This is a genomic window from Psychromonas sp. CD1 (assembly GCF_002239585.1).
Lineage (GTDB): Bacteria > Pseudomonadota > Gammaproteobacteria > Enterobacterales > Psychromonadaceae > Psychromonas.
The window spans coordinates 219,378-235,503 of sequence record NZ_NDFH01000002.1 but is presented as its reverse complement, the minus strand read 5'-3'; the positions used below and the strand labels follow the sequence as shown (position 1 = coordinate 235,503).

Here is a 16,126-nt window from a genome sequence, read left to right as displayed (position 1 = left end):
GTATAATAGTAGCACTTTTTATTCATGCTTAATTTAGGAACATTGCCTTGCTTAGTACAAACAATATCACCATGCAATTTGGTGCAAAACCACTTTTTGAAAATATTTCAGTTAAATTTGGTACGGGTAACCGTTACGGTTTGATCGGCGCCAATGGCTGTGGTAAATCTACTTTTATGAAGATCTTAACCGGTGATCTTGAGCCGAGTGCAGGCAATATAAATAAAGATCCTAATGAACGTATTGCAAAATTACACCAAGATCAATTTGCTTTTGAAAAGTTTAACGTTATTGATACCGTTCTTATGGGCCATAAAGAAATGTGGACAGTAATGAATGAGCGTAATCGTATCTATTCACTGCCTGAAATGAGCGAAGAAGATGGTATGAAAGTTGCCGAACTTGAAACTGAATTTGCAGAAATGGATGGTTATACTGCAGATTCTCGCGCAGGAGAAATATTACTCAGTGTAGGTATTCCCCTTGAATTACATTATGGTTTAATGTCAGAAGTCGCTCCCGGCTGGAAACTACGAGTACTACTTGCCCAAGTCCTATTTTCAAATCCAGATATTATGTTACTTGATGAACCAACCAATAACTTGGATATTGACACAATTCGCTGGCTTGAAGCTGAATTAAATGCACGTCAATGTACAATGGTAATTATTTCTCATGATCGCCATTTCTTAAATTCTGTCTGTACACATATGGCCGATATCGATTACGGTGAATTACGCTTGTATTCTGGTAACTATGATGAATATATGACAGCGGCAACCGCCGCCCGTGAACGCTTACTATCACAAAATGCCAAGAAAAAAGCACAACTTTCTGAATTGCAAGATTTTGTAAGTCGCTTCTCAGCAAATGCATCTAAAGCAAAACAGGCAACATCTCGTGCAAAACAGATGGATAAAATCCAACTCGAAGAAGTCAAAGCATCTAGCCGAGTGAATCCGTATATTATATTCAAACAAGATAAAAAATTGTTCCGTAATGCGCTGGAAATGGTGAATGTCAGTAAAAGCTTTGATAAACCATTATTTCAAAATTTAAGTTTAATGATTGAAGTGGGCGAACGCGTTGCAATTATTGGCCAAAATGGTGTCGGAAAAACTACGTTACTACGCACATTAATGGGTCTCGTCGATGTGGACTCAGGCTCATTTAAATGGTCTGAAAATGCCAACTTAGGCTACTACGCACAAGATCATTCGTATGCCTTTGAAAAAGATCAAACGCTTATGCAATGGATGGCTCAATGGATGCAACCAGGTGATGATGAACAATTCGTCCGTGGCACATTAGGGCGCTTATTATTTGGCTCAAATGATATTGGAAAATCCGTTAAAATCATTTCTGGTGGCGAGCAAGGACGTATGCTCTTTGGTAAACTAATGATGGATAAGTCCAACATCTTACTGATGGATGAACCAACGAATCACTTGGATATGGAATCTATTGAGTCTCTTAATTTAGCACTTGAGAACTATGATGGCACATTAATTTTCGTCAGTCATGATCGCGAATTTGTATCATCTATTGCGACACGAATTATTGAGATAAAAGAAAATGAAGTCATAGACTTCCACGGCACTTATGCAGAGTATTTAACAAGTCAGGGTGTAGAAATTTAAACTCTTCTTCTCTGAAATAAAAAAGGGTTAACACCCTTTTTTATTATGCATAAGCACCAATAAAACATTTACTTTTCTCGTTTCTACAACCACATCAGCCTAACTTGATTGATTAAAAACAAGTACACCATCAAGCACATCTACATTTATATTTTGCCCTTCTTTTAATGTTTCGGAGAGTATTTTATGCGCTAAGGGATCCTCTAATAATTGCTGTATTGCACGTTTTAAAGGGCGAGCCCCGTAAACCGGATCATAACCAGCCTCTACCATAAAGTCGACACTCGCATCACTAAAGGATAAAAAGTAATTCCGCGCTTTAAGACGTGTTTTCAATTTGTTTAATTGAATAGTGGCAATCAATTTAAGGTGCTTATGTCCTAATGGATGAAAGACCACAATTTCATCAATTCGATTTAAAAATTCAGGTTTAAATTGATCACGTAAAAGACCTAACAAACGTTGTTTAATCTCATCATAACTGGATTTTTCAAATGAATTTTGAATAATATCGGAACCTATATTCGAAGTCATAATTATGACCGCATTCCTAAAATCGACTGTCCTTCCTTGTCCATCCGTTAGGCGACCATCATCGAGGACTTGTAATAAAATATTAAATACATCGGGATGTGCTTTTTCTATTTCATCGAGTAAAATCACAGAATAAGGTTTACGCCGTATAGCTTCGGTTAAATATCCACCCTCTTCATAACCTACATACCCCGGAGGTGCTCCGACCAATCTTGCCACAGAATGCTTTTCCATAAATTCCGACATATCAATACGCACCATATTATCTTCACTGTCGAATAAGAAATGAGCTAATGCTTTGCATGATTCGGTTTTACCTACACCTGTTGGCCCTAAAAACAAAAAAGAACCTATAGGTTTATCAGGATCACTTAAGCCTGCTCGACTGCGTCTTATGGCATTAGCAATCGCATTAATCGCTTCATTTTGTCCGACAACACGAGTATGCAAATGTTTTTCCATTTCCAATAATCTTTCACGCTCACCTTGAAGCATCTTATTAACCGGGATCCCTGTCCAATGTGCTAATATTTCTGCTATCTCTTTTTCTGTTACACAATGTTTTAATAGTGTCATATCGCTCATATCAGCCTGTGTGGCCAAATCTAATTTTTTTTCAAGAGCCGGTATCTGTCCATATTGTAATTCAGACATTCGGGTAAGATCGCTAGTACGTGTTGCGACATCAAGATCTAAACGTCTTTGTTCCAGCTCTTTTTTTATGTTTTGGGTACCCGCAAGTGCCGCTTTTTCAGTTATCCAGACTTCGTTCAATTCTTTATATTTTTTTCCTTTTTGACGTAATGATGCTTCTAAATCTTTTAATCGTTGCATACTCGCATCATCAGTTTCATCTTTAAGAGATTTTTTCTCTACTGTTAACTGAATTATTTTCCGTCCTAATTTATCTAAACATTCGGGTTTAGAGTCCATTTGCAAGCGAATACTTGAAGCAGCCTCATCAATTAAATCAATCGCTTTATCCGGTAAACGCCTATCCGGTATATAACGATGCGATAAGGTAACTGCCGCCACGATAGCAGGGTCGGTGATTTCTACTTTATGATGTAATTCATAGCGTTCTTTAAGTCCACGTAAAATAGCAATACTATCTTTTACATTTGGCTCATCAACTTGTATCTTTTGAAAACGTCTTTCAAGTGCAGCATCTTTTTCAATATATTTTCGATATTCATCTAATGTCGTTGCGCCCACGCAATGCAACTCACCGCGAGCCAATGCAGGTTTTAACATATTTCCTGCATCCATAGCACCATCACTTTTACCTGCCCCTACCATAGTATGTAGCTCATCAATAAAAAGGATCACTTGCCCTTCTTTTTTGGCCAACTCAGACAGTACCCCTTTTAAACGTTCTTCGAATTCACCTCTATATTTAGCACCCGCAATTAAAGCCCCCATATCTAAAGATAAAACACGTTTGTTTTTTAACCCCTCTGGAACTTCACCATTAATAATACGCTGTGCAAGCCCCTCTACTAAGGCGGTTTTTCCTACACCAGGCTCTCCAATAATCACAGGATTGTTTTTCGTACGACGCTGTAAAACTTGGATCATACGACGCACTTCATCATCACGTCCTATAACAGGATCCAATTTTCCTAATTCCGCCAGCTCTGTAAGATCAATAGTAAATTTTGCGAGTGCTTTATCTTGGTCATTGCCTTCTTTATTTTGTTCCGTTCGCATTCTTTTCATCGACTGATGCACTTTATCTTTTTCGATACCAAGCTGTTTTAAAATATCACCGAGCACCCCCTTATCGTCACAAGCCGCCAATAAGAAAAATTCAGAGGAAATAAGTTTTTCTTTGTTTTTTTGTGCATATTTATCACAAAGATTAAATAAGATACCCAGTTCCGCAGATAGCTGAATATCCCCACCACTATCTACAATGCGTGTAATATTCTCTAATGCGCTAGAAAGACGAGATCTAAAAATATTAATATTAACTTCTAAATCTGCTAAAATTTGACGAATAGCCCCCCCTTCTTGATCTAATAATGCACGCATGAGATGAATGCCATCAATATATTGATGATCATGCCCTAATGCTAAAGATTGGGCTTCTGAGATAGCTAATTGAAATTTACTGGTAAGTTTATCTAAGCGCATAATAGCCTCCTGTGTATTACTAAGATGCTATCATGTTGTCTTTAATTCAAGGTTTAAAAGAAAAGTTTTAGAGGCAGAGTGATATTTTTTTACTAAACGATAAGTACTTCAAATATAAAAATGAGATTATACTCTACACGTTTCATCAATATAGATAAGTGTCGCCATTCGTCCACATTGGCCATCACGACGATATGAATAAAAAAGTTGAGGTTCACTAAAGGTACAAGATTTGCACGCACTGATTTCTGCCACATTCAAAACTTGTAAACGTAAGCGTGCTAGGGCATGTAAATCAGCAAGGTAAGCTTCATTTTGAGCATAAAAAGCGAATTCTGCTTGAGCATGATGACGTATAAACTCAGCACGAACTTCCGGACCAACCTGAAATGCATCAGGGCCAATACAAGGACCGAGCCAAACTAAAAGATCGCGACTGCTTATCTGTCGTTGTGCACAAATATGCTCTATAGATTGCTCAATAATACCATGACATAAACCTCGCCAACCGGCATGAATGGCGCAAACAAAAGATCCCACTTTATCTGTCAACAAAATAGGTAAACAATCTGCAGTCATAACGACACATACTTGTTGGTTTAAAACTGTCCAGACAGCATCCGCTTCGGTTGCATATGTATTGTTATGTCCATCTAAGTTTAATAACGTAGTACTGTGTGTTTGATTTAACCAATAAAAAGGTGAGTCCAAAGATAAATGTTGTTGTAACTTTTTACGATTTTGCAAAACCAAATTAGGCTTATCATTGACATGTAGACCTAAATTTAAACCTTGGTAAACACCACTACTAACCCCACCTATTCGTGTGCTTGAGTAGCATTTTATATGCTTAGGAGCCGACCAGTTTGGTTCGATTAACGTTAACATCCGACTCCTTAGCACCATCTAGAGGTAATACTTACAACATTTTACTGCTCATAAAAAATAGCATCCGCTCGTAGCACCGCGGATAATTTCTGCATATCTTCAGGTACTGGCGCATGCCACTCCATTATCTCACCCGTAATAGGATGCTCTAAACGTAACATAGTTGCATGCAAAGCTTGACGCTTGAAATTACGTAATGTTGTTGTTAGCATTTCACTAGCACCTTTGGGTGGGCGAGGACGTCCGCCATAAACGGGATCTCCTGCTAATACATGCCCAATGTGTGCCATATGAACACGAATTTGATGCGTACGCCCAGTTTCTAAACGTAAGCGTAAACGCGTATGTGCACGATATTTTTCAGCCACTCGGTAATGTGTGACGGCATGCTTTCCTCCGACCGTTGCAACCGCCATTTTTACGCGATTTGCTTTATCTCTACCAATCGGCGCTTCAACACGTCCTCCTGCCGTAAAGCAACCCATCGCAATAGCATCATATTCACGTGTAATTTCACGCGCTTGTAGACTTGTCACTAAATGTGTTTGAGCGGGTACCGTTTTAGCGATAATCATTAAACCGGTAGTATCTTTATCAAGGCGATGCACTATCCCAGCTCGTGGCACTTCGACAATCTCTGGAAAATGATATAATAAAGCATTTAAAATAGTCCCATCAGGATTACCGGCGCCAGGATGGACCACTAAACCCGCAGGTTTATTGATAACCAAAATATGCTCATCTTCAAAAACAATGTTCAATGGGATATTTTGCGCTTGAAAAATAACTTCGTCTTCTAACGTGGCGTTCACTTCAACTTGTTGCCCTGTGTATACTTTTTCGCGAGGACGATTAATTATTACATCATCAATTTTAACAAGATCATCTAAAATCCATTCTTTAATACGCGTACGAGAATAATCGGGAAATAATGCAGCCAGTGCTTTATCTAAACGAAATCCCAGTTGCTGAACGGTCACTTCTGCAGTTAAATGTAACGGTTGACTCATATTTTATTCTCTTCTCTTTCTCTGCGCATATTGCGTCAATAATTTTATTTATACGATTTAATCGAAGATCTTGACACTTTTCTCTTTTTTAACTTTTCTTTTGCAAGTTGATCGAAGATACTGTGCGTTTTACTTCGTATTATTAATTCAGTTATAGGTATTATAACACTTATGAAAAAGATCCTCAGACTAATAAGCACTTCCGTATTGATTGTTTTATTTATCAGTAGCTGCTCTTCATCGAAAACAGAGAAGCCACAGGTAGAAGATAAAGCACCCAGTCTTTTATACCAAGATGCTCAAACTCAATTACAAACGGCAAATTATGAAAAAGCGAGTGAAATACTAGAAGCTTTAGATAGTCGCTATCCTTTTGGACCCTATTCAGATCAAGTTCAATTAGATCTTATTTACACCTATTATAAACGTGATGAAAGCGCCTTAGCCCTTGCTAATATCGACCGTTTTATACGTTTAAACCCTACTCATCCAGATCTTGATTATTTATACTACATGCGTGGCCTTACAGAGATAGGAGCTGATCAACAATTTTTTCAGAGCCTCTTTAATATTGACCGTTTTGAGCGAGATCCTAGCCTTGCATTGCAAGCATTTAAAGATTTTTCTTACGTCATTACCTTCTACCCAAAAAGCCAATATGCGCTTGATGCACACAAAAGACTGGTATCTATTAAGTCTCGTTTAGCACGTTACGAACTCAGTATCGCACAATGGTATTTTAAACGAGAAGCTTACATTGCTAGTATTAACCGTGCTAAAATAATTTTAAACAATTACCCGGATAGCTCTGCCGTAGAAGATGCATTAACGCTTATGATAACATGCTATGACAAACTTGATTTAATCGTGCCAAAAGAAAATGCACTGGCCATTTTAAAAATGAATTATCCCAAAAATCGCCTTCTTAAATAAGAGATAATATAACGAAGATATACTTCTTATTATATCTTTTCAGGCCCAATATAAAAAGCCGAGGTTCACGAGATAACATCGGCTTTTTATCACATTCATCAAGAATAAAGAATACATCAAATTAAACAGCTTCCGCATCTTCTTCGCCCGTACGGATGCGAATAACACGTTCAACTGGCATAACAAATATTTTTCCGTCACCTATTTTCCCAGTCTGTGCAGTTTGCATTATCACTTCAATACAACGCTCTACATCTTCTTTTTTTACCACTAATTCAATTTTAACTTTAGGTAAAAAATCAACCATATATTCCGCACCACGATATAACTCAGTATGTCCTTTTTGACGACCAAAGCCTTTCACTTCAGAGACAGTCATCCCCGTAATGTTTATATCTGCAAGCGCTTCTCGTACATCATCCATTTTAAATGGTTTAATGATAGCCTCGATTTTTTTCATCATGATCTCTTTATTTTTAATCTATGTTATAAAATATTGTATAGAAAGCATCATACGTAAAAAGCTCCTAATTTAACACTTCTAAAACATCAATATCAAACGTTAACGTTTGCCCTGCAAGGGGATGATTAAAGTCAACAGTGACACTCTCCGCGACAACTTCTCGAATAATTCCGGGTAATTCACTACCATCGGGTTGTGTAAATGCAATAATAGTTCCGACTTCAGCAGGGGCTTCTTTATTGAAATGACTAAGCTCTAGATGATGGATGTTATCTGGATTTACTAAACCAAAAACATCTTCCGGTGCTAATGTAAACGTTTTAGATTGACCTTCGATTAACCCCAATAAAGAGGCTTCAAAATTAGCACTCAAACTACCATCACCTAATATAAATTTATGCGGTTTATTCGCAACTTTACTGCTATCAACCGCTGATCCATCTGCCAACCGTATTGAAAAATGCATTAAGACAGAGCTATTTTCTTTTATTATGTTCATCTTTATTTTCCTCTCTAGCGACATGTAGGACACTCTCTAAAATCAATAAAGCAGCGCCTATAAAAATAGAAATATCTGCAATATTAAAGGTTGGCCAGCGATAAAAACCTAAATTAAAATCTAAAAAATCAACGACATAACCAAACATCAAACGATCTAGAAGATTACCTAACGCGCCAGCCAGCACCAATGAAAAAGCGATATTTTCAAGGTGTTTTTTTATACTGTTTTTTTGTAATGAATACACTAAAAAAACAGAAACCAGTACAGCAATTGCCGTAAACAAATAACGTTGCCAACACCACCTGCATCGCCTAAAAAGCTAAAGGCGGCGCCATAGTTTCGTGCATAAGTAAAATTAAAAAAGGAGTATACTTCGATACTTTGATGCAACTCAAATCCTTCGACCACCCAATATTTAGACGCTTGATCTAACAACAAGATAAGCATGGTTAGCCATAACCAGCGAATTCCCGATTTTTCAACATTTTGTGTCATCTCTATATAAAAAACGCCTTAAAATATTAAGGCGTTTTTTTATATAATTATGCAACTTTATTTTACATTAGGCAAACTTTCTTGATTCCCCTTCACCCTCTATATTGGTGATACAACGCACACATAAAGAGACATGTGTATTGTTACTACCAACACTTTCATGGTGATGCCAACAACGCTCACATTTTGTATGTGCACTTTTTTCAATAACAACCGTTAAACCATCAACTTCTGTTTTAAATGCATTAACGGGCGCATCCACAAACGCTTTAAGGGTGACTTTTGAAGTGATTAATATAAAACGTAACTCATCAGAGAAAGCATCTAACACGCTTTTTAATTCATCGCTAACATAAAGAATAACTTGCGCTTCTAAGCCACCACCTATCACGCCATCTTTACGTGCAACTTCTAAAGCTTTGTTAACGGCTGCACGTACTGCTATTACCTTTTCCCACGTTTGATTAGTTAATATTTCATTTTCATTTAATGCAAAAAGACCATCATACCAAACGCCAGTGAAGACAAACTCATCTCGACTACCTGGCATACGGCCCCATATTTCATCCGCAGTAAAGCTCAATATAGGTGCTATCCAACGTACCATTGCTTCAATGAGATGATACATTGCAGTTTGACAACTACGACGTGCTAGCCCATCCGATTTTGCTGTATATTGGCGATCTTTAATAATATCTAAATAAAAGCTACCTAGTTCAATCGAACAAAAATGAGTTAATTTCTTATGTACACTGTGTAAATTATATGCGTCATAGTCAACGATTAACTCTTTTTGTAATGCATCGGCTTGCCCAACTATCCAACGATCTAGTGCGACCATATCCGCATTAGCAACCATATCCGTTTTAGGATCAAATCCATTTAAATTAGATAATAAAAAACGCGCCGTATTACGTATACGACGGTAACTATCCGCACTGCGATTTAATATTTCATCTGAAACAGTTATCTCGCCAGTATAATCTGTAGAAGCAACCCATAAACGCAATACATCCGCACCTAATCTATTCATTACCGTCTGTGGCGACATAACATTACCCAAGGATTTCGACATTTTTTTACCGTCTCCATCCACCACAAAACCATGTGTTAACACCTCTTTATAAGGTGCTTTATTTTTAATTGCCATGCTCGTCATGAGAGAAGATTGGAACCAACCTCGATGTTGATCCGATCCTTCAAGATAAAGATCAATTTCAACACAACTCGCATCCGCTTTTTTGTATTCATCACGCGCAGCAACTACTGTTTCATGGGTTGTACCAGAGTCAAACCAAACATCAAGCGTATCGGTTACTTTACGATATTCCTTCGCTTCAAAACCTAATAATGTTTCCGCATCAAGATCCCACCACGCTTGGATCCCTTCTTTTTCAATTTTCAGGGCAATCAGTTCCATCATTTCGATGCTATTAGGGTGTAATTCATCCGTTTCTTTATGTACAAATAACGCCATGGGAACACCCCACGTTCGTTGACGTGAAATACACCAATCAGGTCTGTTTTCAATCATTTTTTCAATGCGTTTTTCACCCCAAGTTGGTAGCCATTTCACATCCTTTATCTCTTTTAGTGCACTCTCACGTAATCCTTTTTGATCCATAGAAATAAACCATTGAGGTGTCGCACGGAAAATAATAGGCGTTTTATGACGCCAGCAATGAGGATAGCTATGCTTCACCGGTTGATAACAAAGTAATGCATCTTTTTCAGTTAAGACTTCAACAACACGATCATTCGCTTTAAAAACATGCATACCTGCAAAATATTCAGTGTCTTCACGAAAGACACCATTATCACCGACAGGATTCGCGACTTCTAAGTCATATTTAAGACCTACAGCATAATCATCTTGTCCATGCCCAGGAGCTGTGTGCACACAACCAGTGCCCGCTTCAACCGTAACATGATCAGCAACAATTGCAGGTATTTTTAGATCTAAGAATGGATGTTTAAATAATTGTTTTTCTAAATCAATGCCGCTACAAATTGCTAATGTTTTAGCATCTTCAATTTTATAACGTTGCAAACAACTCTCCATTAAACTGGTCGCTAAGATTAATCGACGAGAGCCTGCTTGCACTAAGGAATATTCTACTTTGGCAGCCAACGCCAACGCTCGGTTAGCGGGGAGTGTCCAAGGGGTTGTTGTCCAGATAACAATACAAATATCCCCTGAGCCTAAGTCATCACTTTGCGCATTAAAACAAGCGAGTACCTTTTCAGTCTCGATCGCTCGAAAAGCAACATCAACGGCAGGCGACATTTTATCTTCATACTCAACCTCCGCTTCAGCAAGAGCTGATCCACAATCCGTACACCAATGCACAGGTTTAGAGCCCTTAAGTAAATGCCCTTTACTAATAACTTTAGCCAACGAACGCACAATATTTGCTTCCGTTTTAAAATCCATAGTGAGATAAGGATTATCCCAGTCTCCAAGTACACCTAAACGCTTAAAATCTTTACGTTGACCATCTACTTGGCGCGCCGCATATTCACGACATTTGACACGAAATTGTGCAGGTGTTAATTTTTTACCAGGTTTACCGTGTTTTTGTTCTACTTTTAATTCAATCGGTAAGCCATGACAATCCCAACCGGGAATATAAGGTGCATCAAAATCAGATAACGTTTTAGATTTAATAATAATATCTTTTAATATTTTATTAATTAATTGTTATGCCACTGTTGGGCTTGCGTAATATCTTTTTTTATTTGTTCTTTTAAAGCGTCAAATGAGCAAAACTTAACTTCATCTCGTAATTTCTTTTCTAAAATCACTTGTAGCTGAGAGCCATAAAGATCACCCTCAAAATCTTAGAATATGTACTTCTAACTGTTGCGAGTTCCATTGACGGTAGGTCTTGTGCCTATGTTTGCCACACCACGATAAATGCGTCCAGCGATACCTTGAACACTGACCACAAAAACACCTGGAACAGGTGCGACACGACGTTTTAAAAAGATATTAGCAGTAGGGACACCAATCGTTCGTCCTAATTTTTTACCATGACTTACTCGTCCCGCTATATTGTATTTTCGTCCCAACATTTTTTGAGCTTGTTGTAATTCACCAGACGCTAAAAATTGTCGAATAGCGGTACTACTTATTCGCAGATCTTGATGCATTAAGCTTTGTGTATCAAGTACCACAAAACCCTGTTTTTTACCCGCCTCAAGTAACTCAAAGTTACCTTTGCGCTGATACCCAATCGAATGGAAATCATCACCCACGACTAAAAACTTTACATTTAATTTCAAAATCAATAATTCATTGATAAAGGTGTGAGCCTCCATATTAGCAAATTCTCGCGTAAACGAAATACACAATAATCGATCTAATTTTAATTTTTGCAATTGCACAAATTTATCGCGCAATCGGCTCAAGCGAGCAGGGGCTTTTGCACCTAAAAATAATTCTGCTGGTTGTGGCTCGAATGTCATTAACATGGAAGGAACGCGTAAGCGCTTAGCTTCCTGCAATAGGCGAGATAAAACAATTTGATGACCTAAATGAATGCCATCAAAATTACCAATTAAGACGCAGCCTTGGTCGGCCGTTTTAAGATTATGAATACCACGCACTAATTCCATTAGCGTCATTAAATGCTTGCTGACGATATTTTAAAATGATGCGGACGCAAGCCAATAGCAACGCCCAAAAGACCATAGCCACCCGCCCCACACAAAATAAATAGCGCAAGTTTATACATCGCGTCTATTTGAGATAAGTGACTCCAAACAAGTAATATAGGATTAAAATAAAACATGACAGCCCCCATCACTAACGATGCGATAACGATTCTAAATAATACAAAAATGGTCCCATCTTGCTTATCGTAAATACCCCGACGATATAAACCAAACCATAATAAACCTGCATTTAACGAAGCTGACAATCCTGTCGCGATAGCAAGACCCACATAACCAAACGGGATCACAAAAATAACATTAAGGATCATATTACTAAGCATGGCAATGATGCCGAATTTTACCGGTGTTTTGGTATCTTGTCGGGCATAATATGCTGGCGCTAATACTTTTACTAACATGAAACTGAGTAACCCAGAGCCATAGGCCCATAAGCTCATTGCTGCATGGTTTATATCACTAATACCAAATTCACCACGCATAAATAAAACACGTAACATTGGCTCCGCTAAAATAATCAAGCCGAGCATTGCAGGCACTCCCAATAAAAATACCATGCGAATTCCCCAATCAATGGTTTTCTTAAAATCATCATTAGATTTATGCAAATGTGAAGCGGATAAACTTGGCAATATCACTGTCGCAATCGCGATACCAAAAAGTCCCAATGGAAACTCTAATAATCGTTCTGAATAATAAAGCCAGCTAATCGAACCCGTTTGTAAAAAACTCGCAATAAATGTATCTAATAACATATTAATTTGACTTACCGACACACCAAATAATGCAGGAAGCATTAGTTTTCTTATTTTTACAACACCAGGATGATGCCAATCCCATTTTGGACGAACCAATAAACCTTCTCTATAAAGGAAAGGAATTTGAAAACAAAACTGAACGAGCCCCCCTAATAATACACCAATGGCTAACGCAAATTCAGGCTGGGCCATATGTGGTGAAAGAAGTAACGCACAGATAATTATAGAAATATTTAAAAAAACCGGAGTGAATGCAGCGACAGCAAATTTACCGAGTGTATTTAAAATTGCACCAGAAAGTGCGGTGAAAGTAATAAACCATAAATATGGAAACGTAATTTTAAGTAAACTTGATGCTAATTCAAATTTATAAGCATCGGGTCCCCCATTATACCATTCTAAAAACCACCCAAAACCAAACAACGCGGTTATAACTGACGAGCCTAGTACACCAATTAGGGTTATCAGCGTCACAATGCCACCTAATGTTCCAGAGACTGCCGCCACTAATTTTTTTATTTCACTTTTAGGCTGATTCCTTTCGTACTCTGTAAGTACTGGAACAAAAGCTTGAGAAAAAGCACCTTCAGCAAATAAACGGCGTAAAAAATTAGGAATTTTATTGGCAAAGAAAAACAAATCAGCGGAAGCACCCGCTCCCATTAAATGAGCGGTAACAACATCCCGCACTAGTCCCAACAATCGAGAAACAAGGGTCATTACACTTACAATTAACCCTGACCTTAATAACTTTTTACTCACAAAAATCCCCTAAACTTTATTCATTAAATTTATTAATTAACACCCGATATTAAGCCATGTAACCAAATGTAAAGTAGCAGACATAACAGACGCTCAAAAAAAACACAAAAATCATAAATCATATATTTTTTAGCATACTGAAAAACAATATACTCAGAGGCATGTTACAAGGAAAAAGCACAACAAAAATAACTATTTTGACAAAACAAAGCAAAAAGATGCAAATTAAATAGTTCTTAATTTGCATCTTCCTAATGTAAAGTATAAAATGCGCGCAGTTTAACCATCTGTCAGGATCATTCACAGTTTTTTTCAGCGGTTAATAATAAAAACCATTTGACAATACACGTGTTACAAGGCATATTCCCCGATCTTTGATTATACCTTGTTATACAGAATTTAGGAGTTAAGATCTTGGCTAATATCAAGTCTGCTAAAAAACGTGCGATTCAATCTGAAAAACGCCGTAAACATAATGCTAGCCGTCGTACAATGATGCGTACTTTAATTAAAAAAGTTATTGTAGCGATTGAAGCTGGTAATAAAGAAGTTGCTAAAACAGAGTTTATTAAATTACAAGCAATGCTAGATAAGTTTGCAATTAAAGGCTTAGTAAACAAAAATATGGTTGCTCGTAAGAAAAGCCGTTTATCAGCTAAAATTAAAGCACTTTAATTTTAGACTGAATAAAAAAACCGACTTTTATGTCGGTTTTTTTATATTCAAACATTTATTGGTTAATCTATTTACTCAATATTAAATCCCCATGCCCGAAAGTGTATTCAGAATATCTTTAATCACTTTTGTGACCACCGGATTTGTTTCTTCAAAAAGTAACAATTGTTGCATTATTTTTCTATTACGTAAATATTGTGCGGGATCACCCGATAATATCGCCTCTTGCAATTGATCATGCACCTCTTTTAACGCACCAGCAGTACATTCATCCGCAATAAGATCGTTGTTTAAAATTTCAGACAGTTTATCAAATTCAGATTTTATTTTTTGTATTGACATAATCACCTCAACAAATAATCATTTCCCATCTATTACTTATCATAGATCAAATAAATTAACAAAAGGTCACAGAACATAAAAACAGTGATCTCTGCCTACTTAAAAAGGTATATTCATGCATTTTTAATCGGAAATGCAATGACTTTATCTATGTGTTTTTGCTCTGTCGCCAACATGACTAGACGATCAATGCCCAGCGCTACCCCCGCACAATTAGGCAATTTATTCAACGAAGCCAGAAAACGAAAGTCTATTGGCATCTCAGGTAACGCATTTTTTTTACGTAAACGGTTATCATTTTTAAAACGTCGCAATTGTTCATCGCTATCCTTAAGCTCATGAAAGCCATTTGCGAGTTCTATTCCTTTATAATACACCTCAAAACGTTCAGAAACACGAACATCAAGCGGGCTAATACGTGCTAACGCAGCCTGTGATGCAGGAAAATCATACACAAAACAAGGTTTTTCATTCGCAATGACAGGTTCAATCGCAACGCAAAAGAGTAATTGTAAAACCGTATCAAAATCATTTTCATTATTTAAAACATCACCTAAATTAAGGCTAGCACCTGCGTTTTTTAAATCCTTTAATGTCGAATTTAAAGGGTCGACATCAAGTATCTTCATAAATGCGTGTTGATACGTTATCTTGTTTGCCACATCACAATGTAAAATAAGTTGTAATAATTCATCCATTTCTTGCATTAATTTAAAATGATCAAAATCGATACGATACCACTCTAATAATGTAAATTCTGGATTATGATAGCGTCCCGACTCTTCATTACGAAATGCTTTTGAAATTTGAAAAATAGAACCACTTCCCGCAGAAAGTAAACGTTTCATATGAAATTCAGGAGAAGTTTGCAAGTATAAAGGCACACCTAATGGCCCCCTATTATTAGAAGAACTAATTTCTGGTCCAATAAAATGTGTTTTAAAGCACATAAGGTGCTGATCTGTTACACCGGATTGACTCAAGCTTGCCGTTTCAACTTCTAATAGTTCTCTATCTATAAAAAACTGGCGAATTTTTTGTATTATCAGAGCTCTTTTTTTTAATAAAATAATATCTGCATTCGGTAACCAGTTCATGTTTTTTCCTTTAAATTTAAAAACTAAAGTTTATCAAACTGCGCCCAAAACGTCAGCCTACTCTACATTTAAAAAAAATAATAATTAAACAAGAGACTTTATCTATTTATCTCTTATCAAATATTTGACTTAAAACAAATATGTCGCAAAAAAGTGATATCTCAGCGTTAAAAACATTACCATTCTCACGTTTTTTTTTAGTGTGCTTGCTACACT

The 16,126-nt window shown here is 37.1% G+C and carries 11 protein-coding genes and 3 pseudogenes; 3 read left to right on the top strand and 11 right to left on the bottom strand.

Going from position 1 to position 16,126, the window contains the following annotated elements; genetic code table 11:
* Positions 1–47: 47 nt before the first annotated feature.
* Positions 48–1,640, top strand: a complete 1,593-nt coding sequence (locus B8W84_RS01280; RefSeq protein ID WP_094751522.1) for an ABC-F family ATPase — start codon at positions 48–50, stop codon at positions 1,638–1,640.
* Between the two features lie 99 nt (positions 1,641–1,739).
* Here B8W84_RS01280 and clpB read toward each other — a convergent pair whose 3' ends face one another.
* The 3 genes from clpB to rluD form a co-directional block, all read right to left on the bottom strand.
* The gene (gene clpB, locus B8W84_RS01275) at positions 1,740–4,310 is read right to left on the bottom strand and encodes an ATP-dependent chaperone ClpB (protein WP_094751521.1); all 2,571 of its coding nucleotides are present in this window, start codon (positions 4,308–4,310) and stop codon (positions 1,740–1,742) included.
* 126 nt (positions 4,311–4,436) lie between these two features.
* Entirely contained in the window at positions 4,437–5,198 is a 762-nt protein-coding gene (gene pgeF, locus B8W84_RS01270) for a peptidoglycan editing factor PgeF (RefSeq protein ID WP_094751520.1), read from the bottom strand.
* Positions 5,199–5,239: 41 nt separating this feature from the next.
* Entirely contained in the window at positions 5,240–6,208 is a 969-nt protein-coding gene (gene rluD / locus B8W84_RS01265) for a 23S rRNA pseudouridine(1911/1915/1917) synthase RluD (protein WP_094751519.1), read from the bottom strand.
* 171 nt (positions 6,209–6,379) lie between these two features.
* On the opposite strand from rluD, the gene bamD reads away from it, so the two are divergent.
* Positions 6,380–7,141, top strand: coding sequence for an outer membrane protein assembly factor BamD (bamD, locus tag B8W84_RS01260; protein ID WP_094751518.1), 762 nt, complete (start codon positions 6,380–6,382; stop codon positions 7,139–7,141).
* Positions 7,142–7,262: 121 nt separating this feature from the next.
* On the opposite strand, the gene glnB is transcribed toward bamD, so the two are convergent.
* The 6 genes and pseudogenes from glnB to murJ all read right to left on the bottom strand — a co-directional run bounded on the left by glnB (position 7,263) and on the right by murJ (position 13,796).
* Positions 7,263–7,601, bottom strand: a complete 339-nt coding sequence (gene glnB, locus B8W84_RS01255) for a nitrogen regulatory protein P-II (protein WP_094751517.1) — start codon at positions 7,599–7,601, stop codon at positions 7,263–7,265.
* 67 nt (positions 7,602–7,668) lie between these two features.
* On the bottom strand, positions 7,669–8,103 hold the full coding sequence (gene fkpB / locus B8W84_RS01250) for an FKBP-type peptidyl-prolyl cis-trans isomerase (RefSeq protein ID WP_374220138.1): 435 nt from the start codon (positions 8,101–8,103) through the stop codon (positions 7,669–7,671).
* Positions 8,081–8,601: pseudogene (gene lspA, locus B8W84_RS01245) on the bottom strand (signal peptidase II). The gene fkpB and the pseudogene lspA overlap by 23 nt, the downstream one beginning before the upstream one ends.
* Before the next feature lie 67 nt (positions 8,602–8,668).
* A pseudogene (gene ileS / locus B8W84_RS01240) lies at positions 8,669–11,296 on the bottom strand (isoleucine--tRNA ligase); the annotation flags it as partial.
* Positions 11,296–12,219 (bottom strand): annotated as a pseudogene (ribF, locus tag B8W84_RS01235) (bifunctional riboflavin kinase/FAD synthetase). The pseudogenes ileS and ribF, both read right to left, overlap by 1 nt.
* A gap of 8 nt (positions 12,220–12,227) precedes the next feature.
* The gene (gene murJ / locus B8W84_RS01230; RefSeq protein ID WP_094751516.1) at positions 12,228–13,796 is read right to left on the bottom strand and encodes a murein biosynthesis integral membrane protein MurJ; all 1,569 of its coding nucleotides are present in this window, start codon (positions 13,794–13,796) and stop codon (positions 12,228–12,230) included.
* Positions 13,797–14,210: 414 nt separating this feature from the next.
* On the opposite strand from murJ, the gene rpsT reads away from it, so the two are divergent.
* Positions 14,211–14,471 carry a 30S ribosomal protein S20 gene (gene rpsT / locus B8W84_RS01225; RefSeq protein ID WP_094751515.1) on the top strand — a complete coding sequence of 87 codons (261 nt, stop codon included), beginning with the start codon at positions 14,211–14,213 and terminating at the stop codon, positions 14,469–14,471.
* 81 nt (positions 14,472–14,552) lie between these two features.
* Here rpsT and B8W84_RS01220 read toward each other — a convergent pair whose 3' ends face one another.
* Both B8W84_RS01220 and epmA read right to left on the bottom strand, forming a co-directional pair.
* Complete coding sequence (locus tag B8W84_RS01220) at positions 14,553–14,813, bottom strand: DUF4404 family protein (RefSeq protein WP_094751514.1); 261 nt, start codon at positions 14,811–14,813, stop codon at positions 14,553–14,555.
* A 113-nt stretch (positions 14,814–14,926) separates the two neighbouring features.
* A complete protein-coding gene (gene epmA, locus B8W84_RS01215; RefSeq protein WP_094751513.1) occupies positions 14,927–15,910 on the bottom strand; it encodes an elongation factor P--(R)-beta-lysine ligase in 984 nt (327 codons plus the stop codon).
* Positions 15,911–16,126: the final 216 nt, after the last annotated feature.